The following is a 15,411-nucleotide window of genomic DNA, read 5'->3' on the forward strand; positions in this document are numbered from 1 at the left end:
TTTCGTGCTTATTCTTTAGGGTGTTCAGCGCGCGTTGCGCTAAACGGATAAAGTTTGATTTTTGCGTTGGCCAATTGCATGCTCTCTTGTGATTCAGATTGAGCTACTTTTAATTCAGGATCACTAATGAGCTTTTGATAGAGGAACAGCATTTCATCCGCCTCCAAGTTTGGATAAACGTCACTCAAAAAGCTGAGTAAAGCGGTTCGTTTGTTACCACTAGAAGCGAAAGCTTTTCTGACATCGCCATAATCAGGGATATTCGGACTTTGATATGCTGGCACATCTTGATGATCAGGCAGCTGGTATTCTTCGTGTTCAAACTCTGCCAAGCTTGCCATATAAGCCACCATATGTCGCTTTTGCCCCAAATTAAAACGTTGGATATCAGATACAAAGTCAGGCTGAACAGGGCTGAGCATTCGATCTACGCCATTCTTTCTAATCAGGCCCAGAACTTTGGCTGCTTGCCTGGTGATCAATGTGTTTCGCCTTAATTCTTCACGCAGTGGCATCAGCATATCTGCACTTTTTCCAAGGCTTTCTCGGCCGACTAAATGCATGTCGAGAATACGCGTTCTCAATTGTTCTAACATACGCTTATCTTGGGCCCCACGACCTAATTGCTCAATTTGATCGATTTGCTCACTGATAGTTGCTTCTATTTTGCTAAAACAGGCGTGAAATGGGCCGTGAATATCTACCATTTCAAGCATAGGTTCGATATATTCATCGAATGCTTCAATTACAGCTTGATAACGACGTTTGAGCGACAAATTACTATGGTCAGATTTCGCTTGTTCAACGAGGTTAAGAATCGCACTTTCATTGTGTTGATATAGCTTTACAATTTTTCTTACTCGTTCATCCATGATCCTACTGAATCGTCTCAGCTCACTGTGGTCACCCTCGTTACCCGCTTGAGATAACCTTTCTCCTAAGCGTTGCAAATCTTTGACTAATACAGTGATCTCTTCAGCAAGACCTAAGTGTTCTTCTTGTAATAAAAAGCTCGCAAAATCAGCAACAGCACGGTTAATTTCAAGCTGTGACGACTTTGCAAGTGGAATGATTATTTCTTGATTTAATAACCGATTTGTTTCTCTAAAAACCCGTTCACTTGACCAGTTAGGGTTTTTGAGTTTTATTATGTTTTGTACATCTTTTATACTAAAATCAGCCATTTTAAAGCGCTTAAATAGCAACTCCAAAACGCTCCAGTGCTCATTTAGCGTACTCAGTACTTTTTTAGCTGGGATCATAACTTTCCAGTTTGTATCATTTTTGTGACAGGCTGCCATCACTATTTTTTCATAATGCGCAATTACTGATAGCAGTCACTCGCTCTTAGTGTTAGACTCCGCGCCGATTTACATCACCCTTTACAAAAATTACATTTGATTACAGGTTGTTTACGCGTATGGTCACTTCCATAATCCTAACCCTGATAGCGTTAGCTTTTGTGCTTATCGTTATAGAGGATATTATCCATGTAAACAAGGCCAAAACGACCCTTTTTTTTGGCACTTTATGTTGGATTATCGCTTTTATATCTCCAATTCATGGCGAAAGCTCAGAAACTATACAACATCAGCTAGATCATAACATTCTAGAAATCGCTACCTTATGGCTATTTTTGATGGCGGCTATGACTTTTGTTGCGTACCTAAATTCGAAAGGGTTTATACAAAACATCGTGCATAGGATTATGCCAGAGCAAATCAGTGAGCGAAAACTCATGTTCCTAGTTGGTGCATTTGCTTTTGTTTTTTCTTCGATTTCAGACAATATTACGGCAACATTAATATCGCTCGCTGTGGTCATGTCATTGAAATTGGACACGAAGAAACTAGTTAAGTATGCCACACTTATTATCTTTAGCGTTAACTCCGGTGGTGTATCGCTTATTACTGGTGATGTGACGACTTTAATGATTTTCTTAGCCGGTAAAGTGACTATTCCAGACTTACTACTGCTCGTGGTCCCTGCAATGGTGAGTGTGTTTGCTCTAGCTGCAATGCTGTCAATTGGGATGAATGAACAATTACACTTTACACGCCAAGAGGCACGTCGTATTGAAAAAACGGATATTACAATTGCGGTTATCTTCATGTCCACCGTGCTAGCGACCTTGTATTTAAGTGTTCAATATCAAGTCCCTCCCATGCTGACCTTCTTATTTGGTCTTTCTTTGATGTTTCTAGTTGCGCAATTTTTAATGCGCAAAAAAGATGTTAACAAAAAGATTATTGATTACATCAGAGAAATTGAATACGACACACTGCTATTCTTCGTAGGTGTTTTGCTACTGGTGGGGGCACTAAAGGAAGTCGGGGTGCTAAACATGTTTACAGAATTATACCTGTTTTTAGCGCCTGAATATGCAAATTACTTGGTCGGACTATTAAGTGCAGCTGTCGATAATGTGCCATTAACCGCAGCACTTTTAAAAGCTCAGATTGAGATGACGCCTCAGCAGTGGTTAACGTTTACCTATGCCACGGGAGTGGGGGGCTCGATGCTAATTATTGGTTCTGCGGCGGGTATTATCGCGATGAGCAAAGTGAAAGCGTTGACTTTCACCAGCTATTTGAAAATGTCACTGTACTTATTGGTTGCATATACCATTGGCTATGCCGGTTCATTTTACATGGGTCAGATGATTTAACGTTTTTTAATGTTTAGGGTACAAAAAACACTTGACACCTAGACGTCTAAAAGATAATTTTTAAAAGCCTGCTCTTAGAAGCAGGTTTTTATTTTGCGCATGTTCATGTTCGGACACGCAAAATAAACAGAAGAGGTGCGATGCTTAGGTAGCTTGTTTGAGGACACGAGATCCAAAGAGAACAAGTGAGGGAAGTATTCGCCGAGGAAAGTGATTGATTCGTGGCAATGACTTTTCGGTTTAGGAGGTTGAATCCTCTGAACTGTCACCGTTTTTGGTGGAGAGCTTCTGGCAGTGGTCTTACAGTGTATCAATTCTTCCTCTTGCCAAGTTAGTTCTCCTTATATTAAAGGATAGTCGTTTGGACTGTCGAAAGGAGATAAAATGAATTCCCAGTATGTTGTTGCAAAGTTTGGTGGTACCAGTGTGGCCGACTTTACAGCCATGCATCGTTGTGCCCAGATTATCAATGATGACCCGAGCGTTAGAGTGGTCGTTGTGAGCGCCAGTGCTGGTGTTACAAATCACTTAGTTACCCTTGTTCAACAGAAGTCTGACGAAGCACAAAGACTTGAACTCGTTGAGTCAGTGATGAGTATTCAACGAAATATCCTGACGCACGTCACACTGGATAAAGACCTACAAACAGGGTTTGACAGCACCGCTGAAAAATTCAAGCAACTCGCACTATTGCCTGCCTTGGACCCACAGCAGTGTGATGAAGTATTAAGTTTTGGTGAGCGTTTTTCCTCGTATATTTTTTCGCAAGTCTTACGCGATTTGGGGGTGAGTGCGCAACGCTTTGATGTTCGAGATGTGTTAAAAACAGACAGTAGTTTTTCCAAAGCAACGCCAGATGTGGCTGCGACAGAGAAGGCTGCAAACGCATGTTTGCTTCCGTTACTTGACGACCATGTCGTAGTGACGCAAGGGTTCATCGGCAGTGACAAATATGGCCAAACGACCACTTTAGGGCGCGGCGGGTCTGATTACAGTGCAGCGTTACTAGCTGAAGCTATTGGCGCTCAAAGTGTTCATATTTGGACTGATGTTGTCGGTATTTTTAGTACGGATCCGCGTTTATGTAACAAAGCAAAACCAATTCCAAGGTTGAGCTTTGATGAAGCAGCTGAAATGGCAACCTTTGGTGCAAAGGTCTTACACCCTGCAACCATTCTCCCAGCCAGTCGAAAAGGTATTTCGGTGTTTGTTGGATCCAGCAAAGCGCCTGAACAAGGCGGTACTTGGATTGAAAAAGAAACCCAGTCTCAATCTGGTATCAGAGCCGTGACACAACGCAAAAATCAAATTTTGCTGACGCTTAAAAGCCCTGAAATGTTACTTGCGAGCGGTTTTTTAGCGAGAATATTTACGATATTGAGTAATTACAACATCTCAGTTGACCTCGTCACAACGTCAGAGATAAGTGTGGCGCTGACACTAGACAATGCACCCAATGCAACTCGCCCAGAGCTGGAACAGGCCTGCTTGGATGAATTGGGCGCTTTTTGTCACGTAACCGTAGAAAATAATCTCACGTTAGTTGCGATGATTGGGTCAGAAATTCAGCTGCATGGCGGTGAAGACTGCTTGGTTGATGTCCTTTCTGCGTTCGACATTCGCTTAATTTGTCACGGTGCTAGCCGCCATAACTTATGCTTTTTAGTGGAGCAGAGTAAATCGGATTTTGTCGTTCAATCTATCCATCAAAAATTGTTAGAAGCCGCTTAGTTATTCTAGGCACCGCCTTTCCTAGGGCCAAATACAGTTCCTTTGTATTTGGCCTATTTAAATCCCGAAGTATTAAGACATGAATTTCTAACAAAAATTAGTGATAAAGTTGCAATAAATTTGGTGTGATGGCAATCTAGATAACAGTGCAATAGGAGTGAGGAAACGGGCAATGCAGTATCAACAAGTATATGAATTTTGGTTTGTGACCTGTTCTGAAACTGACTGGTGGCAAAAGTCGGTCGCATTCGACCAGCGTGTGTCACAAGAGTTTTCTACATTGCATACTAAAGCACATCATGGTGAGCTAGCAGCCTGGCGACAAAGCCCTGTTGGCGCATTGTGTGAAATCATTGTGTTAGACCAGTTCTCTAGAAATATGTTTCGTGATACGCAGCGTGCTTTCGCGAGTGATACTCTGGCGTTGTGTTTAGCGCAACACGCCATTGAAAAAGGCTATGATAAAGCACTGAATGACACTGAAGTTGGTTTTTTGTATATGCCGTTTATGCACAGTGAAAGCCAATATATTCATCAACAAGCTGAGAAGCTGTTTCGCGATCTGCCGAATTATGAATTTGAAATGGCTCATAAAAAAATTATCGATCGCTTTGGTCGCTATCCTCATCGAAATGAGATACTTAGCCGGGTTTCAACTGATGAAGAGATTGAGTTTTTGCAGCAACCTGGTTCAAGTTTTTAATTGTTGCAAAATATGAAATTGCAAAGACTGAAAGGTGCTTATATCGGTACCTAATCACTCGCAATTTTCATTAAACAGGGTATAATCGCGGACCTAAAACAATAATTATATTAGCGTTAAATTATGGCTCAGGTACGTGATGGTTTTCAAAGTCGACTTGGCTTTGTTCTTGCTGCAGCGGGCGCCGCTGTTGGATTAGGAAATATTTGGGGCTTTCCCACACAGGCCGCCAATCATGGTGGTGGAGCATTTTTGCTTGCATATTTTATCGTCATCTTTTTACTCGCCTTACCAGCTTTGTATACTGAACTGTATCTCGGTCATCAAGCACAGGCCAACCCAGTTAAAGCACTAAGAATGGCATGGCAAGAGAAAAGCCCTAAAGTAGGTGCTGGTGCAGGGTATTTAGGTCTTGCTGGTGCAATCGTCATGCTCAGCTTTTATTCTATTGTCGCGGGTTGGATGCTTGCCCATTCTTTAGAGCCGGTGACTACTTTTCTCGGTCTGGAGTCAGCCAGTCAGTTTCTCACTGGCGATTCAATGACACGCAACTTCGTATTCACGCCATTGATGCTGCTCCTGACTGCCGCAATTATTTTGAAAGGCGTTAAGTCAGGCATCGAAATTTGGTCTCGTCGTCTAATGCCTGTCTTGCTTCTATTGTTGGTGTGTTTGATTGCCTATATGGCAACCTTAGATGGTGCAAGTGAAGGATTTCGCGCTTATTTAGTACCAGATTTTAGCAAAATTACCGATCCAGACTTAATCATTGCAGCAATGGGCCAAGCGTTCTTTTCACTTTCATTGGGGGTGGGTTGTATGATGATCTACGGCTCGTACCTTAAGCCAAACGAAAACCTGCCTAAACTAACATTCAGTGTTGCAATGCTAGACACCGGCGTGGCATTTTTAGCTGGCTTATTGATCATTCCTGCAATTTTTGTTGCTCAGCAAAATGGTGTTGAAGTATTCCAAGATGGTAAATTAGTGGGTGAAGGGCGACTTATTTTTGCGATTTTACCAGAGTTGTTTGCGAGTATGGGACAAATTGGTATTTGGGTTGGTCTTACGTTCTTTGTATTGATGTCGATTGCATCGTTAACCTCAACCATTTCATCTACTGAAATACCGGTCTCATTCTTAGTCGAAAACCATGGCATGGCGCGTAAAGCGGCGACTTGGGTGGTTACACTTGTTATTCTGATATGCTCAAGTCTGATAATCTTGAACTTTGAATGGTTGTTTGGCTTGGTGATTAATGTATTTACACGCTACCAACTGCCGTTGATGGGGTTGTTTTACTTTATCACTGTTGGTTGGATGTGGCGACGTGGTAACCAATTGCTTTTAGCTACGGACGGGAAGCAATATTGGTTTGCCCAATACTTGAAGTTTGTTTGTCCGATATTGATGACAGCCGTGTTTGTGAATGTGGTTTTTAACAAGTAATAATGGACATTGATGATACAAATTAGCGCGACTTTTAGGTCGCGCTTTTTTTTTACTAATCCTGATGCGTTTAAATGCTATTTGGCGAGATTCTACCACTGTCGAGCGTATTCAAGTTATCAACGGTTGTCGAGGCGATTTCTGTCAGCGCTTCTTTGGTGAAGAAGCCTTGATGTCCAGTGATCAACACATTTGGAAAACCGCTCAGTCGGATAAAGTCATCATCTTGTATGATATCTTCACTTCTATCTTTAAAGAACAGCTCCGATTCTTGCTCGTATACGTCTAGTCCAAGGTACCCCACCTTTTTAGTCTTTAATGCCTTAATACAGGCTTGCGTATCGATTAATGCGCCTCTACTGGTGTTGATCACCATGACGCCTTGCTTCATTTGTTCAAAAGCATCACTATTTAATAAATGGTGTGTAGCATCAGTCAGGGGGCAGTGCAGGGTAATGATGTCGCTTTGCTCAAACAGCATTTGTAACGATACCTGAGTATACGAGCCTTCCCCGATATTAGGGTCAAATACGAGGGTGTGTGCGCCAAAGCCATTCAAGATAGAAACCAAAGATTGGCCTATTTTTCCACAGCCAATTACACCAACAGTTTTGTTATGGATATTGAAGCCAAGCAGCCCATTTAAATCAAAGTTTTCTTCTCTGACTCTGTTATAAGCCTTATGGGTCTTACGCGCTAATGTCAGCATCAGCGCGATGCAATGCTCCGCTACAGCTTCAGGGCTGTAGGCTGGTACACGAACAACTTGGATTCCCAGTGCATGCGCCGCTTCTATATCTACGTTGTTATAGCCAGCGCAGCGCAGGGCAATATACCTAACATTCAACTCAGCCAATTCAGCTAAAACACAAGCATTGACCTCATCATTAACGAAGACACATATTGCATCAAAGCCCGATGCCAGAAAAACGGTGTCTATACTCAACGCATGTTCGAAGTGCGAAATTTCTATATTTGGATAAGCGTTTATGGCATTACTAAAAAAAGGTTTCTCATACTTTTGCGAACTGAATAGTGCTACTTTCATGATGTAACTGGCCCTCAATAATCTGCTTTAATGATTCAGGCTTGGTACGCGGCGCATAACGTGACAAAAGTTCTCCATTGCGGCCGATCAAGAATTTTGTGTAATTCCATTTCACGGCGCGATTTTGGGCAATGCCGCGCGTGTGTGATTTCAAATAATTGAATAAAGGGTGAGCATCAGGCCCATTAACGAGCACTTTCTCAGAGACCTTAAAACTTAAATTGAAATGAGACTGGTAAAACTCTCGGAGCATTTCATTCTCTAATGGCTCATTTTTACCAAATTGATTGCACGGAAAAGCGACAATTTCCAAGCCGTTGTGCTTATATTTGCGATACATTTTTTCTAGTGCGGCCAACTGTGGGGTAAAGCTACACTTGCTAGCAATATTGACGATCAGTACAGGTCTGTCTTGTAGTGACTTAAGAGAGAGTGTTTCTCCTGTAAGTAACTTAACGCTGTATCTGTATATATTATCCATATTGAAAGGCTCCGTGCATAAAACGAATTTTATTAATATTATTTAGTTGGGAGCAACTTAAGGTTTCTCCTCATCAACAGTGAGGTAAAAACCCCTCCATTGTTCAAGCATAGCAGCCATTTAGGACAATTTTATGTCAGAGTAGATTTAAATTTAATCAAAGTTAAATATTGTTGTAGAATTGAAAAAATAGTGGGAATATTGAGTACCAGTTGTGGGTACTCAATGTATCAATGATAGAATCAAACGAGTCGTTTTAGCAGGCTAGAGGTATCCCAGCGGTTGCCCCCCATTTTTTGTACATCTGCGTAAAACTGGTCTACGAGCGCGGTAAGTGGTAGAGTTGAGCCATTTTTCTTTGCTTCATCAAGTGCAATTGCCAAATCTTTACGCATCCAATCGACTGCAAACCCATGTTCATAATGATCTTGAAGCATGGTTTTATGTCTATTTTCCATTTGCCAGCTTCCCGCGGCGCCTTTTGAGATGACCTCGATAACTGACTCGCAGTCGATCCCCGCATTTTGACCAAATTGAAGTGCCTCAGCTAAACCTTGAACGACTCCAGCAATACAGATTTGGTTCATCATTTTAGCGATTTGCCCAGATCCTACTTCGCCCAAAAGCTTTGAAAACCTGGCGAAAGATGCCATTACAGGCTCAACATTTTCATATACATCAGATGGTCCGCCACACATAATGGTAAGTTGACCATTTACTGCGCCTGCCTCTCCGCCGGAAACGGGAGCGTCTATAAACCCAATCTGTTTTGATTCACACAATGCAGATAATTCACGTGCGACGTCTGCTGAAGCGGTGGTATGGTCGACCAGTATGGTGTTGGGTTTCATCGTTTGTAAAACACCATGCTCTCCAGATGTTACTTGGCGAAGGTCGTCATCATTTCCAACGCAAATGAAGACAATATCTGCATTTTGTGCTGCAAGCGCGGGCGTTTTTGCGGATTTCCCTGCATAAGATTCTAACCATAATACTGATTTGCTAGAGGTACGATTATAAACTGTGACCGTGTAACCTGCATTTGCGAGGTGGCCAGCCATAGGGAAGCCCATTACACCCAAACCGATAAATGCTACATTTTTTGTGCTCGATGTCATGCTCAACAATCCAATTGCTATTAGTGCATATGATTGTATCTTAAGATAAATATTTGTGTAGCGAAAAATTAAAAGGTAGCGGTAAAGAAGGGCAGTAACGGTTGTCGTTACTGCCTTTTAGTGAAGAGTTAAGATGACTTTGAAGTCGACAAGTTTTCTTCAAGGTCCTTTGCCGCATTAGGATCATTGAACACGTCGAGATTCAATTCTTTCTCCGATTTTGCGACAACACACGTCACCATACAATCACCCGTAACATTAACGGCTGTACGTGTCATATCTAGTAGCCTATCCACACCCATAATAATCGCGATGCCTTCAACAGGCAGACCAACTTGGTTCAATACCATCGCCAACATAATCAAACCAACACCAGGGACGCCTGCTGTACCTACAGATGCTAATGTCGCTGTTAAAATGACCATTAGGTAATCGCTCAACGTAAGGTCAACAGCAAACACTTGTGCAATGAATACGGTCGCAACACCTTGCATGATAGCTGTACCATCCATATTAATAGTCGCACCAAGAGGAACTGTGAAAGATGCTACGGTATTATTAGCGCCCAACTTTTTGGTGGCTGTCTCAAGTGTAACTGGCATCGTAGCACTTGAACTAGACGTACTAAATGCAAACATACAAGCGTCTTTCATCTTCGCTAGGAAAGTGATAGGACTCAAACCTGTTAGGACTTTCAATAGCACCGAGTAATTAACCAATGCATGGAAGAATAGAGCGGCAACAACGACTAAGAAGTATTTACCTAGTTCTTGTATAAGGCCCATTTCAATGTCAGTGAACAACTTCGCCATTAAACAGAATACACCATAAGGTGCTAAGTTCATTAACAACGTGACGAGCTTTAATACCACCGTATTTAAGTCATCAAATATGACTGCAACACGTTTACCTGCTTCCCCACTGAGTGCCATTGCAATACCAAAAAGCAATGCAAACACAATAACTTGCAACATATTGCCACTCGCCATCGCATCGATTGGATTGGTAGGGAACATACCAATGATGACTTGTGCCAACGTGGGGGCTTCTTTTGCATCAAAGCTGGCAGTTGTCGTCATTTCAACGCCTGCACCCGGGCTCACGAGCAGTGCTAAAGAAATAGCAACGGTAATCGCAATGGCTGTGGTCGTTAAGTAAAGAAGAATAGACTTACCACCTAATCGTCCCAACTTTTTGGGGTCGCTCAGGCTACATGTACCACAGACAAGTGAAATAAAGACTAATGGCACAACCAGCATTTTTAAACTCGCGATGAAAATCTGTCCACCTACATGGAAGAAGCCATCAACAAAAAAGCTTCTAAGTGGCAAATCAAATAAGCCTAAAGGAATTAAAAACTCGGGTTCGCCTCCGAGTATAGCTTGGAACACGCGGCCCACAAAAATACCCAAAAACATGGCAATCATGATGCGCGTTGTTAGGCTAAGTTTATTATTATCAGTCATAGTTTTCGAGACGCTCTAAAACTTCTTGTTGTCAAAATGGTTATAGACTAACAGGATGGTTCGAAATGAACAAAAAAAATTGCCCAACACTACGAAAAAATTGTGATTTTTTGCCAAGGTTTGGGTTAACATTATGCAAATAACTCTAATTTTAAATTGTGCGAGGGAGAACTGCGGATGCTTTCAATGCGTTGGTTTAGCACCATATTTATGATATGCCTTCTAACTGCCTGTGGCGGCGGAGGTTCAATCGAACGAGACTCCTCAGGGGACGGTGATACTGATACAGCAGAATATTCACTGGTACTCAGTCTTAATTCTCAAAGTGGTTCGTCAGAACTCAGTGTCGCGAACCCTATTCAGGTTCAGGCCACAGTAACCAAAGACGGTCAGCCGTTATCAGATCGGCTGGTTAGATTTATTGGGGATGAGTTTTCCGATTTTAATGGTGCAGAATCCGCTTTGACCAATAGTCAAGGTGTTGCGGTTGTTGGCATTGTTGCTAACGAAAATGAGGGCGCAGGCACAATACAGGCCTCTTTTGAGGCAAATAATGAAACAATCACAAAAGGCATTGAATATGCTGCTGCCGGCGATGGTGGCATTCAAATTGCGCTCTCAATGAAAGATGCGGAAGGTAAAGACATCAATGCGCAAAATCCATTACAAGGCCAATTTCCAGCCACTGTCATGGCAACGCTCACAGACAATGCTCAACCTATTACAGACAAAATAATCACGTTTACGTTTGATGAGCTACTCAGTACTACGAGTAACGGTAAAATTGTCACAAACGCCAGCGGTCAAGCGAGCTTTAAAGTGAATGCAACCCAGCTAACTGGGGCGGGCACTATTGTTGCGCAGTACGAAGAAACCTCAAACTCCATCGCATATGTGTCAGATGGCTATGAGTTTTTTGGCATCGAGAAATATGAGCTCGAGCTCAGAGGGATAGACCAACAGTCAGCCATCGCTGATGAACTTTCTTTTGCCTCTCCTTTGACCATTCAAGCAATCGCAACACTTAACGGAAATCCCATTTCAGACCAGTCAATCGCATTTACCGTCAACGACAGAGCTTTGATCAGTTCAAATTTGGCGCAAACAAACGCGAATGGTATTGCGACCGTTGTATTGACAGAAAACAACATTGCGAGTCAAGGCGATAACAAAGATGGTTTGGTCACAGCGTCGTTCACACCTGATGAGTCTGATATTGTGCAACGTAGTTTTGCTTTCTCCAGTAAAGGAGATGGTGGTCTACAAATGACAGTGACGATTACGGATGCTGATGGCAATGCGATTAACCTTGAGAACCCATTGGGTAAAACCACCTCTGGGCGTATCTCGGTCTCTTTAAGTGATAATGGTGTGCCAGTAACAGGTGCGATTGTGTCGGCACAATTGGATGATCGATACAGCAATGCGGTGACAATCCCCGCCAACGGTTTGGCGGAGACACAAGCAAATGGTGTGGCGACGGTACAGCTTATTGCGAATACTGAAAATGGCGTCGGTGAAATTGTTGCGTCGTATACCAGAGCTGAGACGAATGAAACGGTAAGTGAAAGAAAAACTTTCCACAGTGCGGGTAATGAAGATTTTGGTAATTCGAGTTATCAGTTCAATGTCGTCGGAAAGAAAAACGACGGCTCTGGTGACGAGAGTATGGAGCTCTCTGCTTCAACGCCATTGATTCTTGAAGCCCAACTAGCACTTAATAATATTCCATTGTCAGGTGAGAGAGTCACCTTTGAAGTAGATGACTTTGGGGTACTGTCACCAAGCTCAGGTTCTGTTTTAACTAATGCAAACGGTGTCGCATCTATCATACTTAGAGATAACTCTAAAGATGGTGCTGGTCAGGTCAAAGCAACGTATGTTCTGGGTGATGGCACTCCGTTGGAACGGGATTTTAACTTTAATAGTGCAGGGGACGGCGGTATTCAGCTTGCTATCCAACATATTCGCGATGGCAGTGGTGCGGATATAGGGCCGAAAAATAAGATTGGTGAAGATAATAATGGTACGGTAACCATAAAACTGACCGAAGATGGTGAAAATATCGTAGGCGGTTTGGTGACATTCCAAACAGATTCTCAGAACGTTGCTACGCTCCTACCGACAAATGGTCGAGCCGAAACGGATGAAAACGGTATAGCGACCATTGAATTGGTTGCAACCAGTGAATCTTCAGGCGTTGGGTTTGTCACGGCAAATTATCAAAATGAATCAGTAACTAAAAACTTTCACTCTGCTGGTGTTGCTGAGGCCGCGACCGGTATCTACAGTATCGACATCCGTGTACTAACTAATTGTGCAACAAACTTTGATGAAGACAGAAATTCTGTTGAATTAGATCCAGGCGCTAATGGCTGTCAAAGTGTTAATAGTATCTCTTCACTAGATAACAATATTTTTGTTTATGTCAGGGTCTCCACAGCTGCCAATACAGATATTGAAGTACCTAACCAGATCATCACAGTTAGTACGGATAAAGGCGCAATCTTACCTTCTTCGGGTAAAGTCTTAACCGATTCTTTCGGTGTTGCATTGTTGCAGCTACAGCCGGGTGATGGCGGCGGTGCAGGTACTATTACGGCACTATATAAGGGCGAAGATGGCACACAAAACTTCGAAGTCAATACGGGAGAACTTTATTTAGGTTTGACTTCACCATTGGAGGTCCCTACAACACCCGATGTAGGCAACGTAAACAGTCTACCCGAGCTTGACTCAGGGGACAGCTTTATTTTAACAGCGACGCTGTATACTGATGAAGAAAGAACGAATGTTTATGACGACCAACAGGTTGATCTTGAATTTACCTCTACATGTGTTGCAGAAGGTGGCACACCACCTCTAGCAACAATAGATGCTTCAGTGAGTACTAAGCAAGGCGTTGCGAATTCAACATATCGAACGAGTGGCTGTGCGGGTGTCGAGTCTATCACTGCGAGTATTGGTTCAGGCGCGATTGTAACTTATGATTTTTATATTAAAGAAGCACCTGTCCAAGCGATTCAATTTAATTTAAATAGCGATGGCTTCAATGGGTTCATTGGTTTGCCTCCAGGCATTGGTGGGGTGAATACAACATCATCGGTACAGTTTACTTTATTTGATACCGATAACCGTCCAATGCAACAAAAGTACATTGAGTTTAGGTTGGCGGATCTGACCGGTAAAGCTTCTTTGACTAATTATCGGGGTAATACTGACAACGATGGTATCGCAAAGACGACGGTGACCGCAGGCGTCGTGCCAGGTGATATCGTTGTTGAAGCTTGTTACATTCCTGATGAAGAGCTCAGTGCTTTAGCAGATGGCCAAGTTGCGACTTGTTGGCAATCTAAAATAGATCAATGTGTAGCGGATAGAACCTTAGATTTTTGTCCAAGTGACCCAAATAACTTTGTGTTGATTGATGCAGATAAAGTAGTTAATGCGGTGTCTTCGGGTATTGTATTATCGTCCGGTGTGCCAGATCAAGACAGCTTTGATGCAGCGCCAGATGTTGCAGTATTAAACGCACTGAATTATGTCGATGTAACGACCAATATCACGGTTTTCTTCGGTGATCAGTTCAACCAGTTGACGGCAGACAGTTTAGTTGCAAATATCCAAGCGGAAGCCGGTGTAATTGGGAGTATCGATGGAACGGGCGGCAATAGTACTTATACATGTACCGCGGTTGATGGGAAGTGTACAGTTCAATGGCGTAAACAAGGCGATTTCCCGCTAAATGATGAAAAGTGGCAAAATAACTTAGAGACTGTATGCGGTACTTACCTCGGAAGGGCTGGACCTTGTGTCGATACTTTCCCTGCAAATGTTGTGAGAGGCGGTCGAGTAACGATACTGGCTACAGCAAAAGGGCAAGAGAATTTTCATGATAAGCCTGGTGTCGGCAACAGAAACGGTGTGTTTGACAGTGGCGAGTTTTATGCACTAAACGATGATTTAGCTGAAGCCTTTATTGATTTTAATGAAAACAACCAATATGACGGTGTTAACTGTAATATCAATAATAATTGTGAGCCAGGAACCAGTACCGGTGGCCACAATGAAGTATTCCTAGACGCCAACAACAATGGCTTGTTAGATAATGGTAATGGTATCTACAACGGTTTATTGTGTATTGAAGACGAAGATCCGAATAATCCGGGGGTCAAAATCTGTAGCCGTGACTTAGTAGACATTAGAAAGCAATTTGAGATTGTGATGTCTAGTGACGAAGTCATGTACCGTTATGTGATTAACCGCTCTCAGCTTGATAATGCAGCCTGTACCTTAGGTACTTATGAAGGGGTAGGGGGCTTGGCAACGAATGACAGTAGTGACTATTGTGATATATCTTCAATAGATCAAACTGATGCCAATGTGAATGATTCACACACCATTAGGCTTTATTACTCAGATATTTTTGGTAACACGCTACCCGTTGGTACACGTATTACCGTTGGAACTGAAAATGGCACTGCGACAGTCATTAGCGGCGATGGTGAGATTGTCGCAAGGACTAACACGGGTATACAGTTTGTGGAAATTAGAATTGGGCAGGAAATCACCGCAAACAGTGCCGAACAAGGCAACTTGGTCGTGACCTTTACAATTCCGGGACCGAATCAAGGGGCGGACGATAAAGTCGTCCAAGCTAAGCTCCCAATCTTTGATGCGGGTTAAGTTAAAAAAGGGCCTTTTTTAGGGCCCTTTTTTATTAACGCTTGAATTTCCTCACATATCC

The 15,411-nt window shown here is 42.7% G+C and carries 10 protein-coding genes and 1 riboswitch; of the genes, 5 read left to right on the forward strand and 5 right to left on the reverse strand.

Annotated features, from left to right (window positions below):
* Window positions 1-8: 8 nt before the first annotated feature.
* A complete protein-coding gene (locus L1286_RS14150; RefSeq protein WP_235407715.1) occupies window positions 9-1,262 on the reverse strand; it encodes a hypothetical protein in 1,254 nt (417 codons plus the stop codon).
* Between the two features lie 158 nt (window positions 1,263-1,420).
* On the opposite strand from L1286_RS14150, the gene nhaD reads away from it, so the two are divergent.
* The 4 genes from nhaD to L1286_RS14170 all read left to right on the forward strand — a co-directional run bounded on the left by nhaD (window position 1,421) and on the right by L1286_RS14170 (window position 6,551).
* Window positions 1,421-2,668, forward strand: coding sequence for a sodium:proton antiporter NhaD (nhaD, locus tag L1286_RS14155; RefSeq protein ID WP_235407716.1), 1,248 nt, complete (start codon window positions 1,421-1,423; stop codon window positions 2,666-2,668).
* Between the two features lie 122 nt (window positions 2,669-2,790).
* Window positions 2,791-2,964, forward strand: a riboswitch (Lysine riboswitch).
* 88 nt (window positions 2,965-3,052) lie between these two features.
* Window positions 3,053-4,399 carry a lysine-sensitive aspartokinase 3 gene (lysC, locus tag L1286_RS14160; RefSeq protein WP_235407717.1) on the forward strand — a complete coding sequence of 449 codons (1,347 nt, stop codon included), beginning with the start codon at window positions 3,053-3,055 and terminating at the stop codon, window positions 4,397-4,399.
* Window positions 4,400-4,571: 172 nt separating this feature from the next.
* The gene (locus L1286_RS14165) at window positions 4,572-5,102 is read left to right on the forward strand and encodes a DUF924 family protein (protein ID WP_235407718.1); all 531 of its coding nucleotides are present in this window, start codon (window positions 4,572-4,574) and stop codon (window positions 5,100-5,102) included.
* A 123-nt stretch (window positions 5,103-5,225) separates the two neighbouring features.
* Window positions 5,226-6,551: a sodium-dependent transporter gene (locus L1286_RS14170; RefSeq protein WP_235407719.1), complete on the forward strand. Its 1,326-nt coding sequence runs from the start codon at window positions 5,226-5,228 to the stop codon at window positions 6,549-6,551.
* A 70-nt stretch (window positions 6,552-6,621) separates the two neighbouring features.
* Here L1286_RS14170 and L1286_RS14175 read toward each other — a convergent pair whose 3' ends face one another.
* The 4 genes from L1286_RS14175 to L1286_RS14190 form a co-directional block, all read right to left on the reverse strand.
* Window positions 6,622-7,599: a 2-hydroxyacid dehydrogenase gene (locus L1286_RS14175; protein WP_235407721.1), complete on the reverse strand. Its 978-nt coding sequence runs from the start codon at window positions 7,597-7,599 to the stop codon at window positions 6,622-6,624.
* Complete coding sequence (locus L1286_RS14180) at window positions 7,565-8,080, reverse strand: glutathione peroxidase (RefSeq protein WP_235407722.1); 516 nt, start codon at window positions 8,078-8,080, stop codon at window positions 7,565-7,567. Before L1286_RS14180 ends, L1286_RS14175 begins: the two co-directional genes overlap by 35 nt.
* Window positions 8,081-8,322: 242 nt before the next feature.
* Window positions 8,323-9,198, reverse strand: a complete 876-nt coding sequence (locus L1286_RS14185; protein WP_235407723.1) for an NAD(P)-dependent oxidoreductase — start codon at window positions 9,196-9,198, stop codon at window positions 8,323-8,325.
* A gap of 128 nt (window positions 9,199-9,326) precedes the next feature.
* A complete protein-coding gene (locus L1286_RS14190) occupies window positions 9,327-10,664 on the reverse strand; it encodes a dicarboxylate/amino acid:cation symporter (protein ID WP_235407724.1) in 1,338 nt (445 codons plus the stop codon).
* Between the two features lie 186 nt (window positions 10,665-10,850).
* Here L1286_RS14190 and L1286_RS14195 point away from each other — a divergent pair, with 186 nt between their 5' ends.
* A complete protein-coding gene (locus L1286_RS14195) occupies window positions 10,851-15,350 on the forward strand; it encodes a hypothetical protein (protein WP_235407726.1) in 4,500 nt (1,499 codons plus the stop codon).
* Window positions 15,351-15,411 lie beyond the last annotated feature (61 nt).

The organism is Pseudoalteromonas sp. SMS1, from assembly GCF_021530565.1.
In the GTDB taxonomy this organism is placed as follows: Bacteria; Pseudomonadota; Gammaproteobacteria; order Enterobacterales; family Alteromonadaceae; genus Pseudoalteromonas.

Bases quoted from the DNA above. Each gene is read 5' to 3' on its own strand.
- L1286_RS14190 (WP_235407724.1), bottom strand. From the start codon at position 10,664: ATGACTGATAATAATAAACTTAGCCTAACAACGCGCATCATGATTGCC.
- L1286_RS14150 (WP_235407715.1), bottom strand. From the start codon at position 1,262: ATGATCCCAGCTAAAAAAGTACTGAGTACGCTAAATGAGCACTGGAGC.
- L1286_RS14185 (WP_235407723.1), bottom strand. From the start codon at position 9,198: ATGACATCGAGCACAAAAAATGTAGCATTTATCGGTTTGGGTGTAATG.
- L1286_RS14195 (WP_235407726.1), top strand. From the start codon at position 10,851: ATGCGTTGGTTTAGCACCATATTTATGATATGCCTTCTAACTGCCTGT.
- L1286_RS14175 (WP_235407721.1), bottom strand. From the start codon at position 7,599: ATGAAAGTAGCACTATTCAGTTCGCAAAAGTATGAGAAACCTTTTTTT.
- L1286_RS14180 (WP_235407722.1), bottom strand. From the start codon at position 8,080: ATGGATAATATATACAGATACAGCGTTAAGTTACTTACAGGAGAAACA.
- lysC (WP_235407717.1), top strand. From the start codon at position 3,053: ATGAATTCCCAGTATGTTGTTGCAAAGTTTGGTGGTACCAGTGTGGCC.
- nhaD (WP_235407716.1), top strand. From the start codon at position 1,421: ATGGTCACTTCCATAATCCTAACCCTGATAGCGTTAGCTTTTGTGCTT.
- L1286_RS14165 (WP_235407718.1), top strand. From the start codon at position 4,572: ATGCAGTATCAACAAGTATATGAATTTTGGTTTGTGACCTGTTCTGAA.
- L1286_RS14170 (WP_235407719.1), top strand. From the start codon at position 5,226: ATGGCTCAGGTACGTGATGGTTTTCAAAGTCGACTTGGCTTTGTTCTT.